Origin of the sequence: Amycolatopsis keratiniphila, from assembly GCF_000400635.2 — a bacterium.
Lineage (GTDB): Bacteria > Actinomycetota > Actinomycetes > Mycobacteriales > Pseudonocardiaceae > Amycolatopsis > Amycolatopsis keratiniphila.
The window spans coordinates 7,899,006-7,924,356 of sequence record NC_021252.1; the positions used below are offsets into that span (position 1 = coordinate 7,899,006).

General features: G+C 68.4%; 32 protein-coding genes and 1 tRNA gene. 15 read left to right on the forward strand and 18 right to left on the reverse strand.

What is annotated here, in order from left to right; all coding sequences use genetic code 11:
• The first annotated feature begins 131 nt into the window (after positions 1-131).
• The 3 genes from AORI_RS76465 (at position 132) to mscL (ending at position 1,696) form a co-directional block, all read left to right on the forward strand.
• Positions 132-443, forward strand: coding sequence for an FmdB family zinc ribbon protein (locus AORI_RS76465; RefSeq protein WP_016337367.1), 312 nt, complete (start codon positions 132-134; stop codon positions 441-443).
• Positions 444-557: 114 nt separating this feature from the next.
• Positions 558-1,199 carry an SAF domain-containing protein gene (locus tag AORI_RS76470; RefSeq protein WP_016337368.1) on the forward strand — a complete coding sequence of 214 codons (642 nt, stop codon included), beginning with the start codon at positions 558-560 and terminating at the stop codon, positions 1,197-1,199.
• Between the two features lie 92 nt (positions 1,200-1,291).
• Entirely contained in the window at positions 1,292-1,696 is a 405-nt protein-coding gene (mscL, locus tag AORI_RS76475; RefSeq protein WP_016337369.1) for a large-conductance mechanosensitive channel protein MscL, read from the forward strand.
• Positions 1,697-1,702: 6 nt separating this feature from the next.
• Here the strand turns inward: mscL and AORI_RS83120 are convergent, their stop codons facing one another.
• On the reverse strand, positions 1,703-1,876 hold the full coding sequence (locus AORI_RS83120) for a hypothetical protein (RefSeq protein WP_172843561.1): 174 nt from the start codon (positions 1,874-1,876) through the stop codon (positions 1,703-1,705).
• Between the two features lie 55 nt (positions 1,877-1,931).
• Here AORI_RS83120 and AORI_RS76480 point away from each other — a divergent pair, with 55 nt between their 5' ends.
• A complete protein-coding gene (locus AORI_RS76480) occupies positions 1,932-2,210 on the forward strand; it encodes an Rv0909 family putative TA system antitoxin (protein ID WP_016337371.1) in 279 nt (92 codons plus the stop codon).
• Here the strand turns inward: AORI_RS76480 and AORI_RS76485 are convergent.
• A complete protein-coding gene (locus tag AORI_RS76485) occupies positions 2,207-2,707 on the reverse strand; it encodes a MogA/MoaB family molybdenum cofactor biosynthesis protein (protein WP_005155592.1) in 501 nt (166 codons plus the stop codon). The genes AORI_RS76480 and AORI_RS76485 overlap by 4 nt on opposite strands.
• A gap of 122 nt (positions 2,708-2,829) precedes the next feature.
• Here AORI_RS76485 and AORI_RS76490 point away from each other — a divergent pair, with 122 nt between their 5' ends.
• Positions 2,830-3,891 carry an NAD-dependent epimerase/dehydratase family protein gene (locus AORI_RS76490; protein ID WP_016337372.1) on the forward strand — a complete coding sequence of 354 codons (1,062 nt, stop codon included), beginning with the start codon at positions 2,830-2,832 and terminating at the stop codon, positions 3,889-3,891.
• A gap of 71 nt (positions 3,892-3,962) precedes the next feature.
• Entirely contained in the window at positions 3,963-4,766 is an 804-nt protein-coding gene (locus AORI_RS76495) for an MBL fold metallo-hydrolase (RefSeq protein ID WP_016337373.1), read from the forward strand.
• 1 nt (position 4,767) lies between these two features.
• Here AORI_RS76495 and AORI_RS76500 read toward each other — a convergent pair whose 3' ends face one another.
• The 4 genes from AORI_RS76500 to AORI_RS76515 are packed head-to-tail and all read right to left on the reverse strand — an operon-like array spanning position 4,768 to position 9,095.
• On the reverse strand, positions 4,768-5,934 hold the full coding sequence (locus tag AORI_RS76500; protein ID WP_016337374.1) for a serine hydrolase domain-containing protein: 1,167 nt from the start codon (positions 5,932-5,934) through the stop codon (positions 4,768-4,770).
• 53 nt (positions 5,935-5,987) lie between these two features.
• Positions 5,988-7,037 carry a sensor histidine kinase gene (locus tag AORI_RS76505; RefSeq protein ID WP_016337375.1) on the reverse strand — a complete coding sequence of 350 codons (1,050 nt, stop codon included), beginning with the start codon at positions 7,035-7,037 and terminating at the stop codon, positions 5,988-5,990.
• Entirely contained in the window at positions 7,034-7,732 is a 699-nt protein-coding gene (locus tag AORI_RS76510) for a response regulator transcription factor (protein WP_016337376.1), read from the reverse strand. Before AORI_RS76510 ends, AORI_RS76505 begins: the two co-directional genes overlap by 4 nt.
• A gap of 10 nt (positions 7,733-7,742) precedes the next feature.
• Positions 7,743-9,095 carry a hypothetical protein gene (locus tag AORI_RS76515; RefSeq protein WP_016337377.1) on the reverse strand — a complete coding sequence of 451 codons (1,353 nt, stop codon included), beginning with the start codon at positions 9,093-9,095 and terminating at the stop codon, positions 7,743-7,745.
• Positions 9,096-9,226: 131 nt separating this feature from the next.
• Between AORI_RS76515 and AORI_RS76520 the strand changes: the two genes are divergently transcribed.
• Genes AORI_RS76520 through AORI_RS76540 form a run of 5 tightly spaced genes read left to right on the forward strand, consistent with a single transcriptional unit; the run spans position 9,227 to position 12,603 of the window.
• Positions 9,227-9,883 (forward strand): glycosyltransferase family 2 protein, encoded by a 657-nt coding sequence (locus tag AORI_RS76520; RefSeq protein WP_016337378.1) that lies wholly within the window; start codon positions 9,227-9,229, stop codon positions 9,881-9,883.
• A complete protein-coding gene (locus tag AORI_RS76525; protein WP_016337379.1) occupies positions 9,880-10,524 on the forward strand; it encodes a TIGR04282 family arsenosugar biosynthesis glycosyltransferase in 645 nt (214 codons plus the stop codon). Before AORI_RS76520 ends, AORI_RS76525 begins: the two co-directional genes overlap by 4 nt.
• Positions 10,521-11,129, forward strand: a complete 609-nt coding sequence (locus tag AORI_RS76530; protein ID WP_016337380.1) for a methyltransferase domain-containing protein — start codon at positions 10,521-10,523, stop codon at positions 11,127-11,129. Before AORI_RS76525 ends, AORI_RS76530 begins: the two co-directional genes overlap by 4 nt.
• Positions 11,126-12,193 carry a molybdopterin-dependent oxidoreductase gene (locus tag AORI_RS76535; RefSeq protein ID WP_016337381.1) on the forward strand — a complete coding sequence of 356 codons (1,068 nt, stop codon included), beginning with the start codon at positions 11,126-11,128 and terminating at the stop codon, positions 12,191-12,193. The genes AORI_RS76530 and AORI_RS76535 overlap by 4 nt, the downstream gene beginning before the upstream one ends.
• The gene (locus tag AORI_RS76540; protein ID WP_016337382.1) at positions 12,190-12,603 is read left to right on the forward strand and encodes a hypothetical protein; all 414 of its coding nucleotides are present in this window, start codon (positions 12,190-12,192) and stop codon (positions 12,601-12,603) included. The genes AORI_RS76535 and AORI_RS76540 overlap by 4 nt, the downstream gene beginning before the upstream one ends.
• A 214-nt stretch (positions 12,604-12,817) precedes the next feature.
• Here AORI_RS76540 and AORI_RS76545 read toward each other — a convergent pair whose 3' ends face one another.
• On the reverse strand, positions 12,818-14,230 hold the full coding sequence (locus AORI_RS76545) for a S1C family serine protease (protein ID WP_016337383.1): 1,413 nt from the start codon (positions 14,228-14,230) through the stop codon (positions 12,818-12,820).
• A 95-nt stretch (positions 14,231-14,325) separates the two neighbouring features.
• Positions 14,326-15,126 carry a DeoR/GlpR family DNA-binding transcription regulator gene (locus AORI_RS76550; RefSeq protein ID WP_043848400.1) on the reverse strand — a complete coding sequence of 267 codons (801 nt, stop codon included), beginning with the start codon at positions 15,124-15,126 and terminating at the stop codon, positions 14,326-14,328.
• 82 nt (positions 15,127-15,208) lie between these two features.
• Between AORI_RS76550 and AORI_RS76555 the strand changes: the two genes are divergently transcribed.
• Positions 15,209-15,592, forward strand: a complete 384-nt coding sequence (locus AORI_RS76555; RefSeq protein ID WP_016337385.1) for a VOC family protein — start codon at positions 15,209-15,211, stop codon at positions 15,590-15,592.
• On the opposite strand, the gene lspA is transcribed toward AORI_RS76555, so the two are convergent.
• The 6 genes from lspA to AORI_RS76585 form a co-directional block, all read right to left on the reverse strand.
• Positions 15,570-16,088: a signal peptidase II gene (gene lspA, locus AORI_RS76560; protein ID WP_016337386.1), complete on the reverse strand. Its 519-nt coding sequence runs from the start codon at positions 16,086-16,088 to the stop codon at positions 15,570-15,572. The two genes, AORI_RS76555 and lspA, sit on opposite strands and share 23 nt — an antisense overlap.
• The gene (locus AORI_RS76565) at positions 16,066-16,560 is read right to left on the reverse strand and encodes a carboxymuconolactone decarboxylase family protein (RefSeq protein ID WP_016337387.1); all 495 of its coding nucleotides are present in this window, start codon (positions 16,558-16,560) and stop codon (positions 16,066-16,068) included. Before AORI_RS76565 ends, lspA begins: the two co-directional genes overlap by 23 nt.
• The gene (locus AORI_RS76570; protein ID WP_016337388.1) at positions 16,560-17,984 is read right to left on the reverse strand and encodes a HAMP domain-containing sensor histidine kinase; all 1,425 of its coding nucleotides are present in this window, start codon (positions 17,982-17,984) and stop codon (positions 16,560-16,562) included. Before AORI_RS76570 ends, AORI_RS76565 begins: the two co-directional genes overlap by 1 nt.
• Entirely contained in the window at positions 17,981-18,673 is a 693-nt protein-coding gene (locus AORI_RS76575) for a response regulator transcription factor (protein WP_016337389.1), read from the reverse strand. The genes AORI_RS76570 and AORI_RS76575 overlap by 4 nt, the downstream gene beginning before the upstream one ends.
• A gap of 85 nt (positions 18,674-18,758) precedes the next feature.
• Positions 18,759-19,373, reverse strand: a complete 615-nt coding sequence (locus AORI_RS76580) for a trimeric intracellular cation channel family protein (protein ID WP_016337390.1) — start codon at positions 19,371-19,373, stop codon at positions 18,759-18,761.
• Positions 19,373-20,026 carry a response regulator gene (locus tag AORI_RS76585; protein ID WP_005155565.1) on the reverse strand — a complete coding sequence of 218 codons (654 nt, stop codon included), beginning with the start codon at positions 20,024-20,026 and terminating at the stop codon, positions 19,373-19,375. The genes AORI_RS76580 and AORI_RS76585 overlap by 1 nt, the downstream gene beginning before the upstream one ends.
• A gap of 360 nt (positions 20,027-20,386) precedes the next feature.
• Between AORI_RS76585 and AORI_RS76590 the strand changes: the two genes are divergently transcribed.
• Positions 20,387-20,459, forward strand: a tRNA-Arg gene (locus tag AORI_RS76590).
• A gap of 102 nt (positions 20,460-20,561) precedes the next feature.
• Positions 20,562-22,202, forward strand: a complete 1,641-nt coding sequence (locus tag AORI_RS83585) for a hypothetical protein (protein ID WP_123798659.1) — start codon at positions 20,562-20,564, stop codon at positions 22,200-22,202.
• 123 nt (positions 22,203-22,325) lie between these two features.
• Here the strand turns inward: AORI_RS83585 and AORI_RS76600 are convergent, their stop codons facing one another.
• From AORI_RS76600 to AORI_RS76615, 4 genes are read right to left on the reverse strand one after another with little or no spacing between them, the layout of a single operon-like run.
• On the reverse strand, positions 22,326-22,772 hold the full coding sequence (locus tag AORI_RS76600) for a hypothetical protein (RefSeq protein ID WP_228688251.1): 447 nt from the start codon (positions 22,770-22,772) through the stop codon (positions 22,326-22,328).
• A gap of 2 nt (positions 22,773-22,774) precedes the next feature.
• Complete coding sequence (locus AORI_RS76605; protein ID WP_016337393.1) at positions 22,775-23,953, reverse strand: DUF6973 domain-containing protein; 1,179 nt, start codon at positions 23,951-23,953, stop codon at positions 22,775-22,777.
• Positions 23,953-24,249 (reverse strand): hypothetical protein, encoded by a 297-nt coding sequence (locus AORI_RS76610; RefSeq protein ID WP_016337394.1) that lies wholly within the window; start codon positions 24,247-24,249, stop codon positions 23,953-23,955. The genes AORI_RS76605 and AORI_RS76610 overlap by 1 nt, the downstream gene beginning before the upstream one ends.
• A gap of 57 nt (positions 24,250-24,306) precedes the next feature.
• On the reverse strand, positions 24,307-24,693 hold the full coding sequence (locus AORI_RS76615) for a cupin domain-containing protein (RefSeq protein ID WP_016337395.1): 387 nt from the start codon (positions 24,691-24,693) through the stop codon (positions 24,307-24,309).
• Between the two features lie 78 nt (positions 24,694-24,771).
• Between AORI_RS76615 and AORI_RS76620 the strand changes: the two genes are divergently transcribed.
• Complete coding sequence (locus tag AORI_RS76620; RefSeq protein ID WP_016337396.1) at positions 24,772-25,350, forward strand: TetR/AcrR family transcriptional regulator; 579 nt, start codon at positions 24,772-24,774, stop codon at positions 25,348-25,350.
• Position 25,351: the final 1 nt, after the last annotated feature.

The window sequence follows — 25,351 nt, forward strand, 5'->3', positions numbered from 1 at the left end:
TCGGGACGATAGGCCGTGACCAGGGCGTCATGTGACCTTGGGAAACCTTGTTTGACCTGCGGCGGAATGCCCCGGTACCGTTAGGCGTTAGCACTCTTGTCGGCTGAGTGCCAATGCACGAAGGAGCAGCAGTGCCCACCTACCAATACGCCTGCAAGGAATGCGACCACGCTTTCGAGGCCGTGCAGTCGTTCTCCGACGCGAGCTTGACCGTGTGCCCGCAGTGCTCGGGCCCGCTTCGCAAGGTCTTCAGCTCGGTCGGCGTGGTCTTCAAGGGCAGCGGGTTCTACCGCAACGATTCGCGCGACTCGAAGGCCAACACGACCGCGGCCCCGGCCAAGACCGAGACGAAGTCGGAGTCGAAGACCGAGTCCAAGTCGGAGACCAAGAGCCCGGCATCCTCCTCCACGGGTACCACGAAAACGGCCGCCGCCGCTTCCTGACGTCCCGAGTTGTCCACAGGCCCCCGGTTATCCACAGCCGGGGGTTTTCGTTCTTTCCACGGCCGCGTGCCGCCCCTAGCGTCGAGATCATCACCGATCGACGAGGGGAATCCCGTGCTCCACGATCTGCCCGTCCTGCGAAGACTCCGCGGCAGGCCCGCGCGGCTGATGCGCCGCTGGCTTGCCCTGTCCCTGCTGCTCAGCGGCCTGGTCGCGCTCTTCCTGCCGGAGTCCGCACGCGGCGCGCCCGGCACCGCGACCGTGGTCTCCGCCCATGACCTCCCGGCCGGGTCGGTGCTGCGCGCCACCGACCTCGAACTCGTCGACCTCCCGGACGACGTCCGTCCACAGGGCGCCACCGGCCTGCCCGCCTCGGTGGAGGGACGGCTGCTCGTCGGTGCCGCGAGGGCGGGTGAACCGCTGACCGATGTCCGGCTGCTGGACGCGGACATCCCCGGATCGGGTGATCCCGAGAGTTCAACTGTCCCGGTGAGGCTCGCCGACGCCGGCGTCGCGGAACTGCTCAGGCCGGGCCAGCGCGTCGACGTCGTCGCGGCCGCCGAAGCCAGACGTGAAGCATCTGTGCTGGCCAGCATGGCCGTCGTGGCCGCCGTCGGCGAACAAGGTGCCCGGGATCCGACCACTCCCGGCGCCGGGAGCAAGGGACCTTTGGTGCTGCTTTCCCTGCCCTCCGCGATCGCGACACGAGTCGCGGCCACCTCGCTGGAACGGTCCATAACGGTTACCCTCCGCTAGCTCGCGCCTGCCCTATGGCGGCGGGCGCCTGCGTCCCCCCGGTATGGAAAAGGGACGGTCGGCGAACCGTCCCAGGTGAAGAGGAGAGCGACTTGCTCAAGGGTTTCAAGGACTTCCTGATGCGCGGGAACGTCGTCGACCTCGCGGTCGCGGTGGTCATCGGCGCCGCGTTCACCGCGATCGTCACGGCCTTCACGAACGGCCTGATCAAACCGTTGATCAACACCATCGGCGGGTCGGACGCCGCCAAGGGGCTGGGGTTCAACATCCTGGCCGAGAACGACGCCACGTTCCTCGACTTCGGCGGCGTGATCAACGCGGCGATCAACTTCGTGCTGGTCGCGGCCGTCGTCTACTTCGTGATCGTGCTGCCGGTCAAGCACGTCCAGGAGCGGCGCAAGCGCGGCGAGGAGGCAGGCCCGGCGGAGCCGACCGACGTCGAACTGCTCACCGAAATCCGGGACCTGCTGCGCGCGCAGCAGAACCGCCAGAGCTGACCCGGTTCACCGGTCGTGATGGGGCGGCCGGTTCTCCAGGAACCACGAGTCGGAGTCCGGGGTGCGCTGCCCCGGCTCTCGCTCGTCGGAGGTCGTGTCCGGCAGGACGTCGCCGAAGATCTCGTCGACCCGTCGTTTCGCCGCCGCGGCGGAGCGCTTGTCCTCGTCTTCACCTGGCATGACGTCCATTTTCGCACCGGTCGCGAGGTACCCCGGCCGGTGGGACCATCAGCGCATGAGCATTGTCGACAAAGCGAAGGGGCTGGCCGCGCAGGCCATCCACAAAGCGGAAGAGGTCGCGGGCGAAGTCCGCGAGAAGGCCGGGCCGCTGGCCGAGAAGGCGGGCGACGTCGCGGCCAAGGGTGTCTCGGCGGCGTCGGCCGGGGCGAACAAGGTCACCGGTGGCCGGTTCGAGGACAAGATCGGCCAGGTCACCGAAAAGGTGGAAGGAGTGCTGCACCACGACAAAAAGGGCGAGCCCGGGACAGAGCCCGGACCCGCCCCGAAGAACTAGGCCTCTTCGAGCCCGGACAGCTCGTCGATCACGTACGGCACCAGCGACGAGAGCGTCGCCATGCCGTCGCGGACGGCCGCGCGTGAACCCGCGAGGTTGACCACCAGTGTGCTGCCGGAGACACCGACGAGCCCGCGGGAGATGCCCGCGTCCACCGCGCCGGCGGCGAGACCGGACGCGCGCAGTGCCTCGCCGATGCCCGGGATCGGGCGGTCGAGCACACCGGCCGTCGCGTCGGGTGTGCGGTCGCGCGGGGAGACCCCGGTGCCGCCGACGGTGATCACCAGGTCGGCGCCGCCGATCACCGCGGTGTTGAGCGCGTTGCGGATCGCGGCCGTCTCGGCCTCGACCACGACTACGCCGTCGACGATGAACCCGGCCTCTTCGAGCAGCTCCGTGACCAACGGTCCCGTGTTGTCCTCGTGTTCGCCGTGGGCGACGCGATCGTCCACGATGACCACCAGTGCGCGGCCCAGCCGTTGTGCGCTCCGTTCCATAGGCACACCGTATCCGGTTTCGGCTGATCTTCGCTTCGGCGGTGCCGCGTAGTTGTGACGATTCCCTGACGTGAGCCGGTGATCCGGCGCTGCCGCCGGAAATCGCCCCTAGCGTCGGAGCGGTGCGAACACTGATAACCGGCGGGGCCGGGTTCATCGGCTCCCACGTGGCCGATCTGCTGTCCGATGAAGGTCACGAGGTCGTCGTCCTCGACAACCTCCTCGGCACCGCGCATGGTTCGCCGCGCCCGCCCGGGTACACCGGTCGCCACCGGTTCCTTCGGGGCGACGTCACCGACACGGAGCTGGTCGCGGAACTGCTGGACGGTGTCGACGCGGTCTGCCATCAGGCGGCCGTCGTCGGGCACGGGGTCGATCCCTCCGACGCGCCGTCGTACGCGCTGAACAACGACTACGGGACCGCCGTGCTGCTCGCGGCCATGCACCGGGCGGCAGTCCGGAAACTGGTGCTCGCCTCGTCGATGGTCGTCTACGGCGAGGGTCGCTACGAATGCCCTGCCCACGGCATCGTCGCACCGTCGCCGCGGAAACAGTCCGATGTGGATGGCGGACGCTTCGAGCCCACGTGCGCGGCTTGCGGCGCCGAGCTCGGCTGGCGGCTGGTCCCCGAAGACGCGCCGCTGCGGCCGCGGAGCACCTACGCGGCCACCAAGCTCGCGCAGGAACATCTGGCGGCGGCGTGGGCCCGGCAGACCGGCGGAACGGTCTGGGCGCTGCGCTATCACAACGTCTACGGTCCGCGGATGCCGCAGAACACGCCGTACGCGGGTGTCGCGTCGCTGTTCCGTTCCTCGCTTCTGCGCGGCGAGGCGCCGATCGTGCTGGAGGACGGCAAGCAGCAGCGCGACTTCGTGCACGTCCACGACGTGGCGAGGGCGAACGTCCTGGCGCTGAGCACCGACGGCCCCGAAGGCGACCTGACTCCGCTGAACATCTGTTCCGGGCAGCCACACTCCGTCGGCGAACTCGCCGAAGAGCTGGCGAAGGCCTGTGACGGGCCTGCCCCGAAAATCGCCGGTGGCGCCCGGCCCGCCGACGTCCGGCATGTCGTCGCGGATCCCGCCCGCGCCCGGCGGCTGCTCGGCTTCACCGCGCGGACGGGTTTCGCCGAAGGCATCGCCGGTTTCGCCACCGCTGAGCTGCGGGAACCGGTCGGTTCCTGAAACCGGGAACAGACCGGACCCCCGGCCGGTTGTCGTTCCCGGCAACGGAATCGACTTTTTTGGGGGTTTTGGTGGGCATCACCGTCGGAGACATCGAGATCGAAGCGATCGGGGACGGCTTGATCCGGCTGCCGCTCGCGTTCTTCCCCGGTCTCGACCCCGAAGCCCACCCGGACGTCTTCGACGAGGACGGCACCGTGCACGTCCCGACCGGCGCGTACCTGATCCGCGGCAACGGCCGCACGATCCTCGTCGACACCGGCCTCGGCCCGCGCGAATTCGCCTTCCCGCCGGGGATGACGCCCGCCAAGGGCGATCCGACGCCGCCGATGGGCACGGGTGGCGACCTCGCCGCCGCGCTGGACAAGGCCGGATGCCCGGTGGACGAGATCGACACCGTCTTCCTCACCCACCTGCACAACGACCACATCGGCTGGATCGCCCCCGAAGGCGACCTGACCTTCCCCGGTGCCCAGGTCGTCTTCGGCCGGCTCGACTGGGACGCGCTGATCGCGCCCGCCGGGACGAGCGAATGGAGCCGCGTCGGGATGGAGACCGCCCGCGGCGCGGGGCTGACCGAGGCGATCAGCGGCGACGCCGTCGAAATCGCGCCCGGGATCGTGGCGCGGCACGCTCCGGGACACACGCCCGGCCACTACGTCCTCGACATCACCGCGGACGACGAGCGTCTGCTGCTGCTCGGCGACGTCCTGCACACTCCCGCGCAGCTGACGGACTCGCGGGTCGGTTTCCTCGGCGACGTCGACCCCGATCTCGCTCTCCGTACCCGGCAACGCTTTCTCGCCGAAGCGGAAGAGACCGGCGCGATCATCGCGCCGGCCCACTTCCCGGACATGGGGTTCCTGCGGCTCTGACCTACTTGCCGCACAGCACCTTGTCGGTGAGCAGCTGGTCCGCCTTGTTGTAGGCCTGCCCCAGATCGGCCGCCGAGTCGCCGTAGGTCATGGACAGCTCGAAGGTCCGGCTGCCGTCGGCCGTGCCGGCCATCACCGTTCCAAAGCCGTGGAAACCGCCCATCCCCTTGAGGACGGTGCCGCAGCTCGCTTCCTGGACGTACAGGCCGAGCCCGTAGCCGCCCTTCGGGTGCGGTTTGCGCATCTCGGCGAGCAGCGGGGCGGGCAGCAGCTTTCCGCCCAGCAGCGCGGAGAAGAACGTGTGGAGGTCCTTCGTGGTCGAGATCAGCTCACCGGCGCTGGACGCCCACGACGGGTTCTGGTTGGTGATGTCGACCGTCTTCCACTGGCCGGGCTTCTCCTCGTAGCGGTAGTAGCCGTGGGCGTGCGGCCCGGGGATGCCCGGCCAGGTGCCGGGAACCACGGTGTCCCGGAGCCCGAGCGGCCGGAAGATCCGCCGCTGGAGCTCGTCGCCGTACGGACGGCCGGTGACCTTCTCGATCACCAGCCCGGCCAGGACGTAGTTGATGTTCGTGTACGTCCAGTCCGTGCCCGGCGCGAACAGCGGCGGCTTGGACAGGCCGAAACGCACCAGCTCCTCCGGCCGGTAGGTGTGATACCGGTTGTCCAGGAACTCCTTGCCCGTCAAGGGGATTCCCGGCACGATCGTGCCGTCGGGCAGCATCGCGCCGGTGTAGTCGAACAGGCCGCTGGTGTGCTGCAACAACATCCGCACGGTGATCCGCCGGTCGAGGCCGAACTCGGGCAGGTACCCGGCCACCGGCGCGTCCAGACCGACCTTGCCCTCCCCGACCAGCTGCAGCACGGCGGTGGCCACGAAGGTCTTGGTGTTGCTGCCGATCCGGAACCGTCCGTTGGTCGGCGGCTTGGCGGCCGAGCCCAGCTCGCGCACCCCGGCGCTGCCGGTCCAGTCGCCTCGCGGGTCGTGCACCCGCAGCTGCGCGCCGGCGAAACCGGAGGCGGCGATCTCCTCGGCCATCGCCCGCAGGTCCGGCCGGTCCCGTCCGCTGTCCGCGGCGGCGAGGCCGGGGGTGATGCCGGCCAGCAGCGCGGCCGCCATCGCGGTGATCGTCGCCCGTCGGAAGAATCGCTTCGCTGAAGTGGTCATGGCGGCAACGATCGCCGTCCGCGCTGACACCGCGGTGACACGCCGCTGACACGTCAGGGCATGGCGAGCGGAAGCCGGACCTCGAACCGGCAGCCGGGTCCGTGGTTCTGGACTCCGATCCGGCCGCGATGGGCTTCCACCAGGCCTTTCGCGATCGCGAGGCCGAGTCCGCCGCCACTCGCCAGCCCACCTCGTTCGGGCGTCCGAGCCCTCGTCCCGCGGAACGCGACGTCGAAGACGCGGCCGATTTCGTCGTCGGGGATCCCGCCGCAGCCGTCGGAAACCGCGAGCAGCGCCTCGCCGCCCTCGATGCCGATCTGGACGGCGACCGTCCCGTCCGGCGGGGTGTGCCGCACCGCGTTGGACACCAGGTTGCGCACGATCCGCGCCAGTTCCGGGTCACTGCCGGAAACGACCGGCCACACGTTGGCGTATTCGATCATGCGTACGCGTTTCTGCTCGGCGAGCGGCGCCTGCGCGGCGACGGCGTCGCTCACGACGTCGCGCAGCGGCACCGCGGCCATCGTCAGTTGCAGCGCACCTGCGGTGATCCGGGAAAGCTCGAACAGATCGCCGACCATGCCGGACAACCGCGTGGTCTCCCCGCTGATCCGCCGCGCGTAGCCGGTGACCTCGATCGGGTCGGCGACGACGCCGTCCGCGACGGCCTCGGCCATCGCCTGGATCCCGGCCAGCGGGCTTCGCAGATCGTGGCTGATCCACGCGACCAATTCGCGCCGCGACGCCTCGGCCGCGCGCTCCCGTTTCCGTGCCTCCCGTTCCCACACACTGCGGCGCGCGATCGCGCGGCCGAGCACGAGCGCCGCCGGCACGGTCACGAGCGCGACCAGCAGGCAGACCAGGGTCATCGTGGTCAGCGCCGGGGTGAACATGAACCCGCTGATGCCGAGCACCGCGATCAGCGTCGCGAACACCGGGATCAGCACGAGGATCGTCATCGTGCTGGCGAGCGAACCGTGCCGGAGCAGGTACAGCGCCAGCCCGCCGAGCAGCACCACCGGCAGCGCGAACATCAGCGCGAACGGCAGGATGTGCCAGGCGTGCGCCAGCATCTCGCCGAGCGACTCCCCGGAGCCGATCATCGCCGCACCGGGTCGTACCGGTAGCCGACGCCCCATACGGTGGCGACGCGGACGGGTTTCGCCGGGTCCTTCTCGATCTTCTCCCGCAACCGTCTGACGTGGACGGTCACCGTGGACTGGTCGCCGAAGTCCCAGCCCCAGACCTTCTCCAGCAGGTCGGCGCGGGAGAACGCCACCCCGGGATGGGTGAGGAAGAACGCGAGGAGATCGAATTCCCGGCTGGTCAGGGGAAGTTCCACACCGCCGAGGGCCGCCTGCCGCGCCGACATCTGCAACGCGAGGTCTCCGTCGGTGATCACGCGGGCGGCCGGTTCGGGCCGCGGCATCCGCGCCCGCCGCAGCACCGACGCCACCCGTAACGCGAGTTCCTTGGGGCTGAACGGTTTCGTGACGTAGTCGTCGGCGCCGAGCTGGAGTCCGGCGATCCGGTTCTCCTCCTCGCCGAGCGCGGTCAGCATCACGACCGGCACCTGGCTCACCTGCCGCAGCCGACGGCAGACCTCGAGCCCGTTGAGCCCGGGCATCATGACGTCGAGGACCACGAGGTCCGGCCCGGTCGTGGAGAACAGCCGCAGCCCCTCGGTGCCGTCCCCGGCGACGTCGACCTCGAAACCCGCGACCTCCAGATACCGCCGGACGACGTCCCGCACGGTCTCGTCGTCGTCGACGACGAGCACCCGGCCCTGCTCTGTCATGTCATCCACCTCACCAGCTCGTCAGCACCAGATGGTTCACCACCAGCGCCGTGGCCGCCGACGCGGCGAGCCACCACCGCCGCCCCTTCGACGGCAGCAGCGCCACCGCGGGCAGCAGCCACACCTCGAACGGTAGCCAGATGCGTTCGACCTCGGCCTTCGACAGGCCGGACAGGTCGGCGAAAGCGATCGTCAGCGCCGCGGCCAGCACGATCAGCGTGACCGGCTCGCGGAACGACCGTTTCGGCTCGGCGAGGAAGTCCGCGCCCGCCCGTCGCGTGCCGGCGATCACGGCGGGGCCGATCGCGATCAGCACCGCCGCGATATCCGCCCAGACCCAGTAGGAGTACGGGCGCAGCGTGGCGATCCCCTGGTAGTAGCGCTCGACGACCAGGTGATAGCCGTCGAGCCACCAGAAACCCGCCAGCGCGAACGTCACGACGACCACGGCCACACCCGCCGTGGCGAGGAGCAGGATCCGCCACTCGCGGGTCAGCACGACGACGGCCAGCACGAGCACGGCCAGCAGCACGAGACCGTAGGAGAGAAAGAGCCCGAACCCGAGCAGCAGACCACCGGGCAGCGCGAGGATCCGTCGTCGCTTGGCGAGCGCCAGCAGCGCGATCCCGGTCGCCGTGACCCCCGCGAAGAGCCCGTCCGCGGACACCCCGATCCAGATCGCGCCCGGAGTGAGCACCGCGAACGGCAGGACCGTCCTGGCGGCGTCCTCGCGGCCCAGCGCGGCGAGCGTCACCGGCACCGCGACCACGGCCAGGCAACCGACGAGAACTACGACCGTCGACGCCCACGCACCGCCCTGCAGGCCGAGTCTGTCGAGCCAGACGAAGACCAGCGTCGCGCCCGGCGGATGCCCGGAAACGTGTGTCGTCCACGAATCCGGCTGGAAGTCGAGGATGCGGGAGGAGAATTCGTTCAGCATCGCCGGGATGTCGGTGATGCCGGGGACCTCGTGCAGGTACTCGTGTTCCGTGGTGAGCCTGCCGGTGAAACCGCGCGCCCAGCCGTCGATCATCGCCAGCGAGAACGTCCACGCCAGCGCGGTCACGTAGCCGAGCGCGAGCAGCGGACGCCATCGCAGCCGCGCGGCGAGCGAGGGACCTTTGGTGACGACCAGCAGCGCGAGCACGACGGCGGCGACCGAACCCGGCCCCACATGCGGCAGCCACAAACCGAACAGCGGCGGCGCGAACGCGTAGATCACCACGCCGGAGCCGGGCCGGTTGTAGTAGAGGCCGACGCCGATCGCGGCGGCGACCACGAGCATCGCCAGCCCCACGGCGATCAGATCGGCCCGGCGACCGGTACGGGAAGGGGCGGTGACAGTGGACATCACCGGCACCATAACCGCGTTCCCCGCGCCCATCGGGCTGAACGCGGGATCCGTCAGAACTCGGTAAGGACTTCGCCGACGTCATGATTCGGTAAGCACGGCAAGGGTTTTCGTCCGTCCATCCCGGATTTAACGTGCGTTGCGTGAACGATGACCAGGTTGACGTCGTGCTCCCCTGTCTCGACGAGGCCGGCGCCCTGCCCGGCGTACTGGCGGCGCTGCCCGAGCGGTATCGGGCGATCGTGGTCGACAACGGCTCCACGGACGGTTCCGCCGAGATCGCGGCCGGGCTCGGGGCGAAGGTCGTCCACGAACCCCGGCGCGGCTACGGCGCCGCGGTGCACACCGGGCTGGAAGCGGCGACGGCGGACGTCGTCTGCTTCGCCGATGCCGACGGCTCTCTCGATCTCGCCGAACTCCCGATGCTCGTCCGCGGCCTCGCGGACGCGGATCTGGCGGTCGGGCGGCGGGTGCCGTCCGGGCCGGGAGTCTGGCCATGGCACGCGAGAGCCGGCAACGCGCTGATCTCGTCGTTGTTGCGGCACAAGGGATTGCCGGTCCGGGACATCGCGCCGCTGCGGGCCGTCCGGCGACGGGCGCTCCTCGATCTCGGCGTCACCGATCGCGCCTTCGGCTACCCGCTCGAACTGCTGGTCAAGGCGAGGCGCGCGGGCTGGCGGGTCACCGAATTCGACGTGTCCTACGGCGAACGCGCGAAGGGCACGAAGTCGAAGGTCTCCGGCTCGCTGCGGGGCACCCTGCGCGCCGCACGGGATTTCGGGCGGGTGCTGAGCCGATGACCTTCTGCCTGCTCATCGTCGCCAAAGCGCCCGTGCCCGGTTTCGCGAAGACGCGGCTGTGCCCGCCCGCGACACCGGAACAGGCCGCCGAGATCGCGGCCGCCTCACTGCTCGACACCCTCGACGCCGCCCTCGCGACCCCGGACGCGCGCGTGGTCGTCGCCATGACCGGCGAACTCGGCGAAGCCGCCCGCGGCACGGAAATCGCCGCGGTACTGCGAAAAGCGGAGGTGATCCCCCAGCGCGGTGAAGGTTTCGACATGCGGCTCGTCAACGCGCACGCGGACGCCTCTCGCCCCGGGGAATCGGTGCTGCAGATCGGGATGGACACCCCGCAGGTCACCCCGGCACTCCTGGCTCAAGCGGCGAGCCGGGCCGATAACTCGGTGCTTGGGCCTGCCGAAGACGGCGGCTGGTGGGCTCTGGGACTCAAGGACCCGTTACACGCCAAGGCTCTCGCCGGGGTCCCGATGTCGCGTGACGACACCGGGCGGCAGACCCTGCGCGCGCTGAGCGAAGCAGGGCTGTCTCCAGGACACCTAGCCACACTGTCCGATGTGGACACGATCGCGGACGCGCGCCGGGTCGCCGAAGTGGCACCACACGGCCGGTTCGCCCGAGCGGTGGCCGAAGTCCGGTGACCGCCTTCGACCGCGGCCTGCTCGGCCACCGCTGCTGGCTGGAACTGGCGACCGGCGAACGCGTCGACCTGCCGGTGGACCGCTGGACGGCCATCCCCTGCGAGGGCGACGAAGTCCTTCTCGACGCCTGTGAGGGCCCGACCCTCGACGTCGGCTGCGGCCCCGGCAGGCTCACCGCCGCGCTGTCCGAACGCGGAGTTGCCGCGCTCGGCGTCGACATCTCCGCCACCGCCGTGCGGCTCACCCACGACCGGGGCGCCGCCGCGCTCCATCGAGACATCTTCGATCGGCTTCCCGGCGAAGGACGCTGGCGGCACGTTTTGCTGGCAGACGGGAACATCGGCATCGGTGGCGATCCACACCGCCTCCTGACGCGGATGTCTGAACTGCTCACCGAGAGCGGGACCGTGCTCGTCGAACTCGACCCGCCCGGCCGCGGCCTTCGCCAGGACCGGGTCCGGCTGCGGCCCGAGGACGGCGCCTGGTTCACCTGGGCGTGGGTCGGTGTCGAGGCGATCGCGGACCTCGCCGCCCGCACCGCGTTCCGCGTCGCCTGGTCCACCAGCCACGGCCACCGCTGGTTCGCCTGCCTGGAGAAAGCATGAACACGCCTTCGGAGCGCGTGACGTCCCGGATCGGGCTCGCCCTCGCCGTCACCTTCACCCTGTGTTTCGTCACCGGCCTGCTCAGCCATCTCATCCAGCATCCGCCGTCGTGGTTCGGCTGGCCGAGCCGTCCGGTCTGGCTGTACCGGGTCACCCAGGGCACGCACGTGATCTCCGGGATCGCGTCGATTCCGTTGCTGCTGGCCAAACTCTGGAGTGTCTACCCGAAACTCTTCGAGCGTCCGGTGATCCGGTCGCTGCCGCACGCGCTCGAACGCCTGTCGATCCTCGTGCTTTCCGCGGCCGCGTTCTTCGAACTCGTCACCGGCCTGTTCAACGTCGCGCAGAACTATCCGTGGAACTTCTACTTCCCGCAGCTGCACTACGCGGTCGCGTGGGTGGCGATCGGCTCGATCCTGGTGCACATCGCGGTGAAGCTCCCCATCGTCCGCCGCTCGCTCGCGACGAAGCCCGAACCGTCGCGGCGCGCCTTCCTCCGGACGACCTGGCTGGCCGCGGGGGTCGCCGTCGTGGCGACGGCCGGAGCGACGGTTCCGTTGCTGCGTAACGTTTCCGGGCTGTCCTGGCGGAGCGGCAAGGGACCGCAGGGGCTGCCGGTGAACCGGACCGCCGAGGCCGCCGGTGTCCTCGACTCGGCGAGAGACCCGAACTGGCGGCTCGCGGTAGTGACGCCGCGCGGCACGAAAACCTATTCGCTGGACGAGCTCCGTGCCCTGCCGAGAACTTCGGCGGAACTGCCGATCGCGTGCGTCGAGGGGTGGAGTGAATCCGCGCACTGGAGCGGCGTCTCCCTGCCGGAACTGCTGCGGCACGCCGGAAGCAGACCGGGCACGCCGGTCCGCGTGTTCTCGCTGGAGAAGGCTGGGCCGTACGGGATCAGCGATCTCCCCGGCGAGCACACCGCGGACGAACTCACCCTGCTGGCACTGGAACTCAACGGTGAGGTGCTCGACGCCGACCACGGCTTCCCGTGCCGGATCATCGCCCCGAACCGGCCCGGTGTCCTGCAGACGAAATGGGTCACCCGCTTGGAGACGCTGTGAAGACGTTGCGGCTGCTGCTGTTCCTGCCCGGGCTCGCCGCGCTCGCGTGGGGTGTGGTGCTGTTCGCCGAGTACGCTTTCCCGCTGCGCCCGGACGTCTTCGGGACGCTCGGCTGGCTCGCCGGCGGTCCGCTGGTCCACGACCTGCTGGTCGCGCCACTGGTCGGCGCCGTGGGTATCGCGCTGAGCAGGTTCCTCCCGGACCGATGGAAGACGCCGGTCAAAACGGGCGCGGTACTCACCGGTGTCCTGACGCTGCTCGCGTTCCCGTTGCTGTGGCGGCCGTTCGGCGGCGCGCGGAACCCGGGCCTGCACGACGCCGACACCGTCACCGGCCTGCTCGTCACCCTGGCGGTCGTCTGGCTCGGCGTGCTCGTGGCCGTGTTCCTCAGGCGGAAGACACATTGGTGAGGCCCGGGCTGCCCGCTCGGGGACGTCCAGCGGCCGTGCCGGAGGGCGAAACACCACGCACCCTGACCTGGGTAGCGCCCTTGCCCTATACCTCGATAAAAAGGGGCCACGCGCGACCGGGATTGGCAGCCGGTCGCACGTGGCCTCTTGGGTCCGGCCCGCTGGGGGTTCGAGCCGGAGCTGGTCTCGGCCGCGCACTGCGGCCGAGCGTCTCTTAGTTCGGGGTGACGGGCTGGCCGCCGAGGGTCACCTCGATGACCTTGCCCCCGCTGAGGGTGAACTTCACCTTGTCGTTCGGCGCCCTGGTGCGGATTTCGGCGACGAGCGCGTCCGCGTTCGGGATCGACCGGTCGTCCAGCTTCGTCACGACGTCGCCGGATTTGAGGCCCGCCTTCTCCGCGGGGCTGCCCGGCGAGATCTCACCGAGCTGCGCTCCGCCGGTCGGCGCCGTCTGCACTCGCGCGCCGATGAAGGTCTGCGTCGCTTGGCCGGTGTTGATGATGTCGTCGGCCGTGCGGCGCGCCTGGTCGATCGGGATCGCGAAGCCGATGCCGACGTTGCCGCCGGTCTCGCCGCCCTGCCCCTGCGCGGACTTCGGGCTGTAGATCGCCGAGTTGATGCCGATGACCTGGCCCGCCATGTTCGCGAGCGGGCCACCCGAGTTCCCGGGGTTGATCGCCGCGTCGGTCTGCACCGCCGACATCACCGTGGTCTGGTCGCCATTGCCACCGGCGCTCACCGGCCGGTTCAGCGCGCTGACGATGCCCGAAGTGACCGTGCCCGTCAGCTCGAACGGCGAACCGATCGCGACCACCGGCTGGCCGACCCGCAGGTCGTCGGAGCGGCCGAGCTCCACCGGGGTCAGGCCGCTGACACCGCTGACCTTCACCACGGCGATGTCCGTCGTGGGGTCGCGGCCGACGACCGTCGCCGTGCCCTTCTTGCCGTCCTGGAACACCGCCTGGATCTGCCCGCCACCGGCGGCGACCTCGACGACGTGGTTGTTGGTCAGCACGTAACCGTCGGTGCTGAGCACGAAGCCGGAGCCCTCGCCCGCACCCGACCGGCCGGACACCTGCAGCTCGACCACGCTCGGCGACAGCTTCTGCGCCACGGATTCGACCGAACCGGCGGGCAGGTTGCCCGTCTGCTGGGCCGGCTTCGGCGCGTCGAGCGCGTTCACGGCGGAACCGCCGGACCCGTCACCGGTCAGGTAGCCGACCGTGCCACCCGCGACGCCGCCGACCACGAGCGCGATCGCCGCGACACCGGCGAGCAGCTTGCCCGAGGTGGACTTCTGCGCCTGGCGCTGCTGCGGGACCGCGTAGACCGACGGACCCGGCTGGGTGAACGGCGTCTGCTGGCCGGGGATCTGGTGGCCCTGGGTGTACTGCCCCTGCGCCTGGTGCTCCTGGGTCTGAGTCTGCTGGGCTTGAGGCGACCACGGGTTGTACTGCTGCTGCTCCGCGGGGTAGGCCTGCTGCGCTCCGGTGTGCGGAGTGGCATGGCCGCCGAGGCCGGTCGCGTCAGGCTGTTGCGGCGCGGGCTGAGCCGCCCAGTTCGCGCTCTGCTCCGCGTCCGGCCGATCGCCGGCGGGCCGCGCCTTCTCGGCGTCGTTCTCGGTCATGTCTTCACCTTGCGGGATGGTCCTGAGAGGTTCCTGAGCCAAAGCTGTGCATCGCACATGAAGTATGGCCCCATCGGCGGGTGGCGCGCTGCTTATCAGGCTTCTTCGGCCTCAGCCGTCTCCGCCGTTTCGGCGATCATCAGCTCACCCGCCTGCTCGGCGAGCGTTTCCCTTGCGTTGTCGGACAAACCGTCGTCCGAGACGACCACGTCGGCCTCTTCGAGCCCGGCGATGGTGGAGATCCCGACGATGCCCCATTTGGTGTGGTCGGCCAGCACGACCAGCTTGCGGCCCGCTTCGACCAGCGCGCGATCGGTCTCGGATTCGGTGAGGTTCGGCGTGGTGAAGCCGGGGCCGTCGGCCATCCCGTGCACGCCGAGGAACACGACGTCCAGGTGCAGCGACCGCAGGCTCTGCACGGCGACCGGCCCGACCAGCGCGTCCGACGGGGTGCGGACACCGCCGGTGAGGACGACCGTGCGATCCGGCTGGTTCGCGCCGCGCAGCACGTCGGCGACCTGGATGGAGTTCGTGACGATCGTCAGGCCGGGGATATCGTCGAGCGCCCTGGCCAGCGTCCACGTGGTGGTGCCGGCGGAGATGCCGATCGCGGTGCCCGGCCGGACCAGCCCGGCCGCGAGGGCGGCGATGGCCTCCTTCTGCGCGCGCTGGCGCACGGATTTGGCCTCGAAACCGGGTTCGTCGGTGCTCTTGCCGACGACGGAGGTGGCGCCGCCGTAGACCTTCTCGACGAGGCCGCGGCTCGCGAGCACGTCGAGGTCGCGGCGCACCGTCATATCGGAAACGCCGAGCCTCACGACGAGATCGCTGACCCGGACCGCCCCGGTCCGGCGCGCCTCCTCGAGGATCACCGCCTGTCGCTGCCGCGCGAGCACGAATCCTCCCTGGATCAACTACACAAAATCCTACGCGATCAAACATGGCGCGACGAGCCGTGCCGCCTGCCACCATGAGGCCATGGCCAGGCTTCGCGACGTCGTCTTCGACTGCCGGCATCCGGCTTCGCTCGCCCGTTTCTGGGCGGCCGCGCTCGACGGCTACGAAATCGCACCCTATGAAGAAGAGGAGCTTGATCGCCTTCGTTCGCTGGGGTTTTCCGGTCCCGAAGAAGACCCTTCGGTGTTGGTCGAAGCCGCGTCGGGACCGCGGCTCTTCTTCAACCTGGTGCCGGAATCGAAGGTCGTCAAGAACCGCGTGCATCTGGACCTGACCGGAGACAGCGTCGAACGGCTCGTCGGCTTGGGCGCACACGTACTCGCACAACCCGAAGACGGGTTGGTCGTGCTCGCGGATCCCGAAGGGAACGAGTTCTGTCTCGTTACTCCTCGGCCGTCTCCTTGACGCCCTCGATCGGGACGCCGCGGAAACTCAGCACGAAAAGCGAGACCGCGCCGAAGAACAGCGCGATGTCGGCGACGTTCCCGACGAACCAGCCGTTGTAGTCGATGAAGTCGACGACGTGACCACGCGCGAAACCGGGCTCGCGGAACAGGCGGTCGCCCAGATGCGTCGTCGCGCCGCCGAGCAGCAGCCCGAGCGAGATCGCCCAGCCCGCCGAACGGACCTTGCGCGAGATCCACAGCAGCGCGACCACCGCGACCGCGGCCAGGATCGCGAAGATCCAGGTGGAGTTCGCCCCCAGCGAGAACGCCGCGCCCGGGTTGTAGAGCAGCCGGAACCGGATGAAGTCGCCGATCACCGGGATCGGTGCGTGTCCGGTGAGGGCGTCGACGGCCCACCATTTGGTCAGCTGGTCCGCGGCCAGCAGCACCGCGGCCACCAGCAGTGTCCACAGCAGACGGCGGGGCGGCGGCTCAGGCGCGTTCTCGGTGCTCATCACCCGTCAGCGTAATGGCGAGCGCGTTGAGCGCGGCGGGGAAGCCCACGTAGACGGCGAGATGGAGGATCGCCTCGACAGCTTCCCGGAGCTCTCCCGCCTCCCGCGCCTCGCGAAGGACGTCGGCCAACTCCGGCGCCACGCCGCCCTTCGCCGTGTACACCGCGATTCGCTTGAGCCGCCTGGTCGTTTCGTCGTCCTGCGCCAGGTCACCGCCGACGTTCGCCACGGCGTCGCGGTGGAACCGAAGCTGCGCCTCCGCGTATCCCAACGCCTCCAGCGCCGCGACGGTGATCAATTGCCGCTGTGGCAGCGAAAGCCCCGGCCGCTGGTACACGCCGCCGTAGACGAAGGCGACCGCTTCCCTGCCGTAGTCCACCGCCTCGACGGCGTCGAACAGCTCCAGCACGGCCGGGTTCTCGACGCCGCCGAGAAGCCGGAGCAGTTCGATGCCCTTGTCGTAGTCACCCATCAGGCCGGGGCTCCCGGGAGCCGCAAGGTCATCAGCGCGCCGCCGGTGGCCGCGCGGCCCGCGTAGACGTCACCGCCGTGCCGCTGCGCCGCGTGCTGGACGATGGCCAGGCCGAGCCCGGAACCGGGCAGCGTCCGCGCCTCCGACGAGCGGTAGAAGCGGTCGAACACCTTCGGCAGGTCCTCGTCGGCGATCCCCGGCCCGGAGTCCTCGACTTCGAGCACCGCGGTGCCGTCGCCGACCGGGTACAGCCGGACCCCGACCGTCGACCCTTCCGGCGAGAACTTCACCGCGTTGTCCAGCAGGTTCAGCACCGCACGCTCCAGTGCGCTGGTGTCGCCGGTCAGCACCCACGGCTGGAGCGAGACGTCGAACTCGATCTCGCCCGCGCGGCGGCGTGCCCGGTCCAGCGCGCGCTCGACGACGTCGACCATCTCGACCCGCTCGTGCTCGATCCGCGGCTCGTCCTGGCGTGCGAGCTCGACGAGGTCGCCGATCAGCTGGGTCAGCTCGTCGAGCTGGCCGCGGATGTCGGCCTCGATGTCGCTGCGGTCCTCGTCGGACAACGTCCGCGCGCCCGGCCTGCTCGCGGACAGGAGGAGTTCCAGGTTCGTTCGCAGCGACGTCAGCGGCGTGCGGAGTTCGTGTCCGGCGTCCGCGACGAGTTGTCGTTGGCGTTCCTGCGATTCGGCGACCGTGCCCAGCATCGTGTTGAAGCTTTGGGTGAGACGTGCGAGTTCGTCGTCGCCGCTGACCGGGATCGGCCGCAGGTCACCCGTGGTGGCGACGCGTTCCGCCGCCGACGTGAGCCGGTCGACCGGCCTCAGCCCCGCTCTCGCGACGGCCGTTCCCGCGGCCGCGGCGACCAGGATCCCGGCGCCGCCGATCAGGAACAGGACCACGGAAAGCTCGTTCAGGGTGCGTTTGGTCGGGCCGAGCGACTGCGCGAGCACCATCGCCTGACCGGCGCCCTGCGGGAGGGCGACGACCCGGCTGTCGGTCTTCGGGTCGGTGCGCAGGGAGAAGGCCTTGTCCCCGGAGGCGACGGCGATCTCGTCGTCGCCGTACGGCGGGCGGCTGCCGGACTGCGGATAGGTCAGCCGCACCTTCTGCCCCACCGTCAGCTGGCCGATCTGCAGGTCCGCGCTGGCCAGGAAGGCGCCGGGCACCTGCTGCAGCTCGGTCTGCACCTGCGGCGATTCGACCGCGGCCTGCGCGCGGGCGAGCAGGTTGTCGTCCACCTGCTGGTAGAGGTTGTCGCGCACGACGAGGTACGCGCCAAGGGACACCAGGGCCACCGCGCCCGCCACCGACGCGGCCGCGAGCAGCGTCACCCGGCCGCGGAGCGAGAAGCGCCGCGTGCCCCAGCGGTCGCCGCGCGGATCCTTTTCGGACACGTCGACGACCGGCACCGGCTCCGTCACGGCGGGGTTTCCCTCAGGACGTAGCCCACTCCCCGCACCGTGTGGATCAGCCTCGGTTCGCTCCCAGCCTCGGTCTTTCGGCGCAAATAGCCGACGTAGACCTCCAGCGCGTTGCCCGACGTCGGGAAGTCGTATCCCCATACTTCCTCCAGGATCCGGCTGCGGGTCAACACGTGCTTCGGGTACGAGAGGAACAGCTCCAGCAGGGCGAATTCGGTCCTGGTGAGACTGATCTCCCGCCCGGCGCGGCGCACCTCGCGCGTCCCCGGGTCCAAGGTGAGGTCGGCGAACGAGAGGACCTCGGCGTTCTGGGCGGCCTGCGGATCCGGGATCGCGCGTCGCAGAAGCGCACGAAGGCGCGCGAGCAGCTCTTCGAGCGCGAAGGGCTTCGGCAAGTAGTCGTCCGCGCCCGCGTCGAGGCCGGAGACGCGGTCGGACACGGTGTCCCGCGCGGTCAGCACGAGAATCGGCAGGTCGTCGCCGGTGCTTCGCAGCCTCCGGGCGACCTCCAGGCCGTCGAGCCGCGGCATCATCACGTCGAGGACCATCGCGTCGGGTCTGTTGGCGATGATCGCTTCCAGGGCCTGCGCGCCGTCCCCGGCCAGCTCCACCTGGTAGCCGTTGAACTCAAGGGATCGCCTGAGTGATTCACGGACGGCCCTGTCGTCGTCCACTACGAGGATGCGCATGGCGACAGTCTTACGCAGAGTGCTGAGACTCGCCTAAGAACACACACAGAACCAACAAAGGAAATCCGGCGGTCCGGAAGACGTTTCAGCCGGTCTCGGGGCCTTTTGCAACGGGTGCGTTCCATCTCCGCCACAAAGCGAGCATCCGGACCCCCACGACGGCGGCGGCTGCTACCACCGTCACCGGCCCCGGCGGCAGTCGCAGAGCGTGACCGATCACGACGAGCACGGCCCCCGCGAGCGCCGCGACCGCGTAGATCTCCTTCCGCAGCACGAGCGGGATTTCCCGCAGCAGGAGATCACGCACCGCACCGCCGCCGATACCCGTCGTCATGCCGATCAGGCACGCCGCGTAGGGGGTGGCGCCCGCGTTCAACGCGATGGTGGTCCCCGCCGTCGCGAAGACCCCGAGCCCGAGCGCGTCGGCGAGGAGTACCGCGCGCCGCAGCTTCGCGATCTGCGGATGGAAGACGAACACGACCAGCGCGGTCCCGCCGCAGACCGCGAGATAGGGCCAGGTCCGCAGGGTCGTGGGCGGCGTGATCCCGAGCAGGACGTCGCGGATGACCCCGCCGCCGAGCGCGGTCGTCAACCCGACGACCACGACCCCGAAGACGTCCAACCTGGACCGCACCGCCGCGAGCGCCCCCGAAGCGGCGAACGCGATCAAGCCGAGGAACTCGAGGGCGGTGAGGATCATTACTGGTCGAGCAGGCCACCGCGGTAGGCCAGCAGCGCGGCCTGCACCCGGTTCGCCGCGCCGATCTTGGACAGGACGGCCGAGACGTAGCCCTTGACCGTGGCCTCGGACAGATGCAGGCGGCCGCCGATCTCGGCATTGGACAGCCCCTGGCCGATCAGCCCGACGACCTCACGCTCCCGCTCGGACAGCGACGCGAGCAGCTTGCGCGCCGGCTGCGCGGCCCGCTGCTCGTCCCGATGCGACTGGACCATGCGCGCCGCGACCCCCGGGTCGAGCACCGCGCCGCCGCGGGCCAGGTCGCGGACGGCCCTGAGCAGCGCCGCCGGGTCGATGTCCTTGAGGAGGAAGCCGTTGGCCCCGAGCCTGAGCGCGAGACTGACGTAGTCGTCGATGTCGAACGTGGTCAACATGGCCACGGTCGGCGGATCCGGCAGGGCGAGGATGGCCCTCAGCGCGCGAATGCCGTCGTCAGGCGCCCGCATCTTGATGTCGAGCAGCGCGACGTCGGGGTGGTACCTCCGGGCGACCTCGACCGCTGATCTCCCGTCGCTCGCCTCGCCCACGATCTCGATATCGGCAGCGCCCGACATCATGGCACGCAGGCCCGAACGGACCAGTTCCTCGTCGTCGGCGAACATGAGCTTGATCAACGAAGCCCTCCGGCAGCCGGGGGAGCGGCGTCTCGCGTCCCGTTAACGAAGATTACCTACTGTTGTTCAGGGTTTCGAAACCAGACACGTACGAGTGACCCACGCGGGTCATCTGTGTCGATCTAGGCGTCGATTCAGACCCTGTTTTGCCTGGGTCGAGTGTCGCCGCTCCCGGTCGGATCCGCAGGTCGAGTGTCACTGGACGGCCACTGTCGCTGTCCGGCCGCCGATCTTGGGCCGCCTGGCGCGCAACCGCCGTTCGGGGCATTCGGGGCCGGCCGCTTGGTCCGCCCGGGTGTGACTTGCGACCTCGCGCTCGGGCGGCTCGCGTCACCCGGTAGGCTGCGCCTGGCAGTACATGCCCTCGTAGCTCAGGGGATAGAGCACCGCTCTCCTAAAGCGGGTGTCGCAGGTTCGAATCCTGCCGGGGGCACATCTCAGACCGACCGCCACACTTTGCGACACAGTCGTCTGTTCGTTCACCGGCCTCCGAGGATCCGGATCGCCATACAACGCGTGTTACTACACTCGGCGAATGCCGAGCGCGAACGGACCATCCGAACTGTGGCGACTATCGCCGCCGGACGAGGTAGCCACCCAGGAAGGACGAGACCTCGCTGCGCACCTCCCGAAGATCATCGGCGAGCTACGGCACAACCCGAACTCGCTGAAGTACGCCTATGACGAGCGCGAAAGTGCGTTAATCGCCGCATACGACGCCGGATCCGTGGAACAGGCGCTATTGACGGCTAGCCACGAAGATCTCTTGGCCGACCGACAAGCGCCACTAGTCGTGGAGTGGCTAGCAGAGAAATCCAAGTACTTTGACGAGCGAGTGTGGCACGAGCTCCGAATTGCCGTTGGCGTGGCCGCCGGCGTACTGACCGGACGGCAGGCTGTCCGCGAAATCATCGGAGAAAGCCAACTGCACCACTGGAGACGGTACGAGGAAGGTCATACGGAAGATCTATCCCGGGTTCGCTTGGCTCAGGTGGCACCGAAAAGCCACTGCGATCTATGGGCCAACCTGACAATGCTCGTCGAGTTGAGGCGGCTAAGGCACCGGGACCAACCTGCCCTACACGATACGGCTGTACGTAGCCGACTTGAGCAGCACCTGCACGAGCACCCCGAGGCATGGACGGAAGCGATGCCTTGGCTATTAGCGTCGAGCAAGAATTCGCATGGATATCTGGATTCCCTGCTCGTAGCCACAGTGGCCATGGGAGACAGCCGTTTCCGCAAGGCAGTCGAGTCAGCCGCAAATCATCCGCACCTGGCTATAAGGATGCCAGCAGATGGCGTACTGGCTCGCGCAGAAGGTACAGCCGAGGTCGAGCTCAGTGAACATTTGCTCGAAATAGTCGCCGGTGTTCTCGACGGCGACCGAAGACGCATTCAGGCGTTCCCTCAACCTCTTGCGGCCCCGACCCATACCTGGCTGTCTCATGGCCCTCTTGAGAACCTGATAAAAAATCATATCGATTTCAGCCTTGTCAGTTTTTCTGAGATTGTCCATCTTCAAGGCTCGGCAGAGGAAGACGTGCTCACGACACGACTTCTCGGCTGCCTCGAGCAAGAGTTTTCGAAAATCGATACTCATATGGAGATCACAACGCCTCACGCTGCGCGCATACCCGAGATATCGCTTGCGCAGCGCCCGGTACGCAAGTCAGATGAAAGGGCAATCGGTGCCGACATCGGTCTGGTTATCACCATTGAACTTCCACAGAGACTACGAGTCAGTTTTGGTGAGCTGATTCAAGTCAAGAAGTCAAAGCAACTTCACGGTGCCACCGGGGCAAGTGAGTCTTGGCGTATCGACATCAAACAGCTGAATGACATCATAGAGCATAGTCCAACTTCAGCGTACTGGCTGATCCAGAAATCCGGAAGCGTACTGTGTTTACCAGCAAAACTTCTGCACGCGATCACCTCCGCGAAGACAGGCGCACACTCGGTGACCAACGCCGCAAAATCCATAACTGTCCGGTACACCGAGATCCGACACGCGGCAATCGGACTCAGCCAATACCTTCGAGACCTGCTCATAGGCATGTGGGTCGGCAGCCGGAGCGATCTGACACTCAGCACAGCCTCTGGTGCAAACGATCGCATCCGTCCGATGCACATTCTCGATGTCGCGGTCCGCATTCAGGAAGGCGATGACGGATAGGCCTCGATTAGGGATACGAGTTCATCGAGCTTTGCGCGATGCGGGCGACCAACATGCGCTGCGACCGCCCATATGCCGATGAGATCGCACCAACGAACAATCTCCGCACCCAACGCGCCCTGATCAGCGACCCGCGGGACGGCCGTCCGGGTCTGTCATCGTGATGGCGCCGCCCCGCGCCTGCAGGACCACGTCGGCACGGTACTTCCCCTCGCCCAGGGCGGCGAGGGTGCCGAGGCTGACCATCCGTGTGGTGGCGCCGTCGCGGTCGAATACCAGCAGGTTGCCGTCCTGGACGTAGTCGCCACTGTGGGTGCCATCGCCCTCGACAGTGACGGGCCGGCCGAGTTCTCGTTCGATTCGTGCGCCTGAAGCGGGGCCGGTGAGGATGTGGACCGACGTCCAATCGCCGGGTGCCAGTTCCTTGAGCGGTCGTGAGCCGCCGGTCCTGGCGAGATCGCCGATCGTCTTTTCGAGACCTTCGTCGAATTCCACTGTCACTCCTGGGGTGCTCGGGCCACAGCCCGCCACGAGGGCGAGCAGGGCGAGCAGAGTCACTATCAAGCGCATGGTCAGTATTGGTCCGGATACGCCGACGGGTCGCCGGGGTCGTGGTCGTCGTTGCGCCCCGGATTGTCCGTGGGCCAAGGCTTATTCTTGGTTTCGCGGGTCTCGCCAGGAGACGATTCGTTGGACGATACCAGTGTGTCGTTCTTGTCGATGACCACCATTTTGCCGTCCTTGACCGCCTGTTCGATCAGGTTCGCCATCTCCTCGGGGCTGGCGTCCGGGTTGGCTCGGGCGATCGCGCGGCCGACTTCGTTGTTGTGCAGGTCCATGGCGACCGGGACGTGGTGGCTGCTCGGGTTCCGCTCGTGCGCCGTGGCGAAGTCGCGGGCCCATTCCTCTCCGTACCGCTGCGTCATCATCGCGTTCCAGTAGGCGTGGCGGAACGCGTCGGCGTGCCCGTCGGTCAGGCCTTTGCCCTCGAACTTGCCTTCGGCGACGTGCAGGGCGTCCTGCCGGATGTCGGCGAATTCCTTGAGCCCGAGCAAGCCCTTGCGCATCTGCAGATCGTCGAGCAACTTGGCCTCGGACTGGGTGATCTTCTCCTTCGAAAAACCCGCCCGTTCCGCGAGCCAGCCGGTCAAGCCGCTCGGCCACACTGTCGTGCCGTCCGTCTTGACCTGGTATTTCGCCAGGAGGTCGCGGTGCCGCTGTTCATCGGCGATACGGTCTTCACCCGCCGCGGCGGCCGCAGCCAAGGTTGTCGCGCCGGCGTCACCGATCTCGCCGGCCATGATGCGCTGAAGCACGGAGTTCAGTTCGGTGTCGATCTGGCCGGCGCGGGCCAGGATCGCTTCCACTTCGACTTGCAAGAGCACGCTGGAGAGAAACCCGGTGGCTTCTTCGGTCTCGACGACCTTGCCGTTGTCGATCCGGAAGCCGTTCTTGGCGGCGAAGTCCTCGGTCGTCTCGACACTGCGCACCAAATCGCGCACCGCCTGCTCCGTGTCATCAATGATCTTCACAGCCGCGGACAGGCGCGCCGCAAGATCCTCGAGTTCCTGGCATCGGGCGCGAAAGTTCTCGGCCGCCGCGTCCGCCGCTTCTCCGGCCCACCCGGCGGGCTTGGCACCGTCGATCTCGTCCTGCAACCCCAGCACCTGGCGGTTCTGCGCGGCCAAGTGGTCACCGATCTGTCCTATCCCGTCAGCCTTCCATTGGCTGACATCGGCCCAGGTGACCATCAATTACCACCCGGCCCGCCGAATTCCTGCTCACCGGCGCCATCTCGAGCGCGGTACGCAGTCGCGGCAGTGGTCAGCGACGCGGCGTAGGAATCCACACCCTTCGCCCAGACGCCGATGGAATTCTCCCAATGCGGACCGAGCTGGGCGGCGGTCTTCGCGGACTCGCTACCGGTCAATGCGCCCGAAAGCGCCGCCACCCGCTCCAAATCCAGCGCACGCACGATTCCCGCGGCTCGCTTGGCCTGATCGGCCGCATCCCGCAATGCTTTCGGATCAGCTTCGAACCCCGTCATAGACCCCTCCCCCTCAGATTGAGACTACTTGTCCTATTTGAGAGGTTCAAGCCGCCGTCAGGCCTCGTGGAAGTCGTGGAGGCGATGCGCCTCGGCCGACGACTCCGTGGCGGCCAGCCAATGCGGATAGGTGACATAGACCAGTTCCGTGTCCTCATCGGCCACATAGACGACCTCGGCACCGGAACGCAGGTAGATCACCTCGCCGGCCCGAGCCGTCACCGAACCCGAAGGGCCCTCGACGGTGAAGACGCCCGAGGTGATGACGAGGGCTTCGTCGTAGGTCATCTTCCAGGGGTTCTTCTCGCCTTTGCCATAGCGGGCGAAGCCGACGGATATGGACGCGCCGCTGTCTTGTGCGAGGACGTCGGCCAAGAAGATCTGCTGGTCGAGTCTCTGAAACCAGGTCGAAGCGTCATCGCTCGTGAAGTGTTCGACGGACATCCAGGTCTCCTTAAGTGGAAGTTCTTCCACTTAGTTAACTGGAGAAAGTTCCACTTGTCTACCGGTTAGGCTCACTGGGTGCTTCCCATCGCAAGATCCGGGCCGGTAGAGCGGGCGGACGCGGCTCGCAACCGGCAGAAGATCGTCCGTGCGGCGGCCAAGCTCGTTGCGGCCAAAGGGATCGACGGGCTCGCGTTGGACGAGGTCGCGGCGGAGGCGGGCGTCGGGATCGGGACCGTGTATCGCCGGTTCCCGGACAAGGGCGCGCTGGCGCAGGCGCTACTCGACGAGAACGAGCGCGAGTTCCAGGAAGCGTTCATCGGCGGGCCGCCGCCACTCGGGCCGGGGGCACCCACGCCCCAAAGGCTGAAGGCGTTCCTGGAAGCGTACGTCGACAGGCTTGAGACGCATGGCGAGCTGCTCATGGTCGCGGAGACAGAGACGCCGATGGCGCGGTTCGTGACCGGCGCGTACCGGCTGCACCACAGTCACCTGGTCGCGTTGATCAGCGAGATCGAGCCGGAAGCGGACGCTCACTTCAGGGCCGATGCGCTCCTCGCGCCACTGGCGGCGGCACAGTACGTCTACCAGCGCCAGAGCATGACGCCGGAGCAGATCAAAGCGGGCTTGAACGACCTATGCCGGCTCGATGACTAGT

Bases quoted from the DNA above. Each gene is read 5' to 3' on its own strand.
- AORI_RS83120 (WP_172843561.1), bottom strand. From the start codon at position 1,876: ATGCCAGGTGAAGACGAGGACAAGCGCTCCGCCGCGGCGGCGAAACGA.
- AORI_RS76480 (WP_016337371.1), top strand. From the start codon at position 1,932: ATGAGCATTGTCGACAAAGCGAAGGGGCTGGCCGCGCAGGCCATCCAC.
- AORI_RS76485 (WP_005155592.1), bottom strand. From the start codon at position 2,707: ATGGAACGGAGCGCACAACGGCTGGGCCGCGCACTGGTGGTCATCGTG.
- AORI_RS76500 (WP_016337374.1), bottom strand. From the start codon at position 5,934: ATGACCACTTCAGCGAAGCGATTCTTCCGACGGGCGACGATCACCGCG.
- AORI_RS76505 (WP_016337375.1), bottom strand. From the start codon at position 7,037: ATGATCGGCTCCGGGGAGTCGCTCGGCGAGATGCTGGCGCACGCCTGG.
- AORI_RS76510 (WP_016337376.1), bottom strand. From the start codon at position 7,732: ATGACAGAGCAGGGCCGGGTGCTCGTCGTCGACGACGACGAGACCGTG.
- AORI_RS76515 (WP_016337377.1), bottom strand. From the start codon at position 9,095: ATGGTGCCGGTGATGTCCACTGTCACCGCCCCTTCCCGTACCGGTCGC.
- AORI_RS76525 (WP_016337379.1), top strand. From the start codon at position 9,880: ATGACCTTCTGCCTGCTCATCGTCGCCAAAGCGCCCGTGCCCGGTTTC.
- AORI_RS76535 (WP_016337381.1), top strand. From the start codon at position 11,126: ATGAACACGCCTTCGGAGCGCGTGACGTCCCGGATCGGGCTCGCCCTC.
- AORI_RS76545 (WP_016337383.1), bottom strand. From the start codon at position 14,230: ATGACCGAGAACGACGCCGAGAAGGCGCGGCCCGCCGGCGATCGGCCG.
- AORI_RS76555 (WP_016337385.1), top strand. From the start codon at position 15,209: ATGGCCAGGCTTCGCGACGTCGTCTTCGACTGCCGGCATCCGGCTTCG.
- lspA (WP_016337386.1), bottom strand. From the start codon at position 16,088: ATGAGCACCGAGAACGCGCCTGAGCCGCCGCCCCGCCGTCTGCTGTGG.
- AORI_RS76565 (WP_016337387.1), bottom strand. From the start codon at position 16,560: ATGGGTGACTACGACAAGGGCATCGAACTGCTCCGGCTTCTCGGCGGC.
- AORI_RS76575 (WP_016337389.1), bottom strand. From the start codon at position 18,673: ATGCGCATCCTCGTAGTGGACGACGACAGGGCCGTCCGTGAATCACTC.
- AORI_RS76580 (WP_016337390.1), bottom strand. From the start codon at position 19,373: ATGATCCTCACCGCCCTCGAGTTCCTCGGCTTGATCGCGTTCGCCGCT.
- AORI_RS83585 (WP_123798659.1), top strand. From the start codon at position 20,562: ATGCCGAGCGCGAACGGACCATCCGAACTGTGGCGACTATCGCCGCCG.
- AORI_RS76600 (WP_228688251.1), bottom strand. From the start codon at position 22,772: ATGCGCTTGATAGTGACTCTGCTCGCCCTGCTCGCCCTCGTGGCGGGC.
- AORI_RS76605 (WP_016337393.1), bottom strand. From the start codon at position 23,953: ATGGTCACCTGGGCCGATGTCAGCCAATGGAAGGCTGACGGGATAGGA.
- AORI_RS76610 (WP_016337394.1), bottom strand. From the start codon at position 24,249: ATGACGGGGTTCGAAGCTGATCCGAAAGCATTGCGGGATGCGGCCGAT.
- AORI_RS76615 (WP_016337395.1), bottom strand. From the start codon at position 24,693: ATGTCCGTCGAACACTTCACGAGCGATGACGCTTCGACCTGGTTTCAG.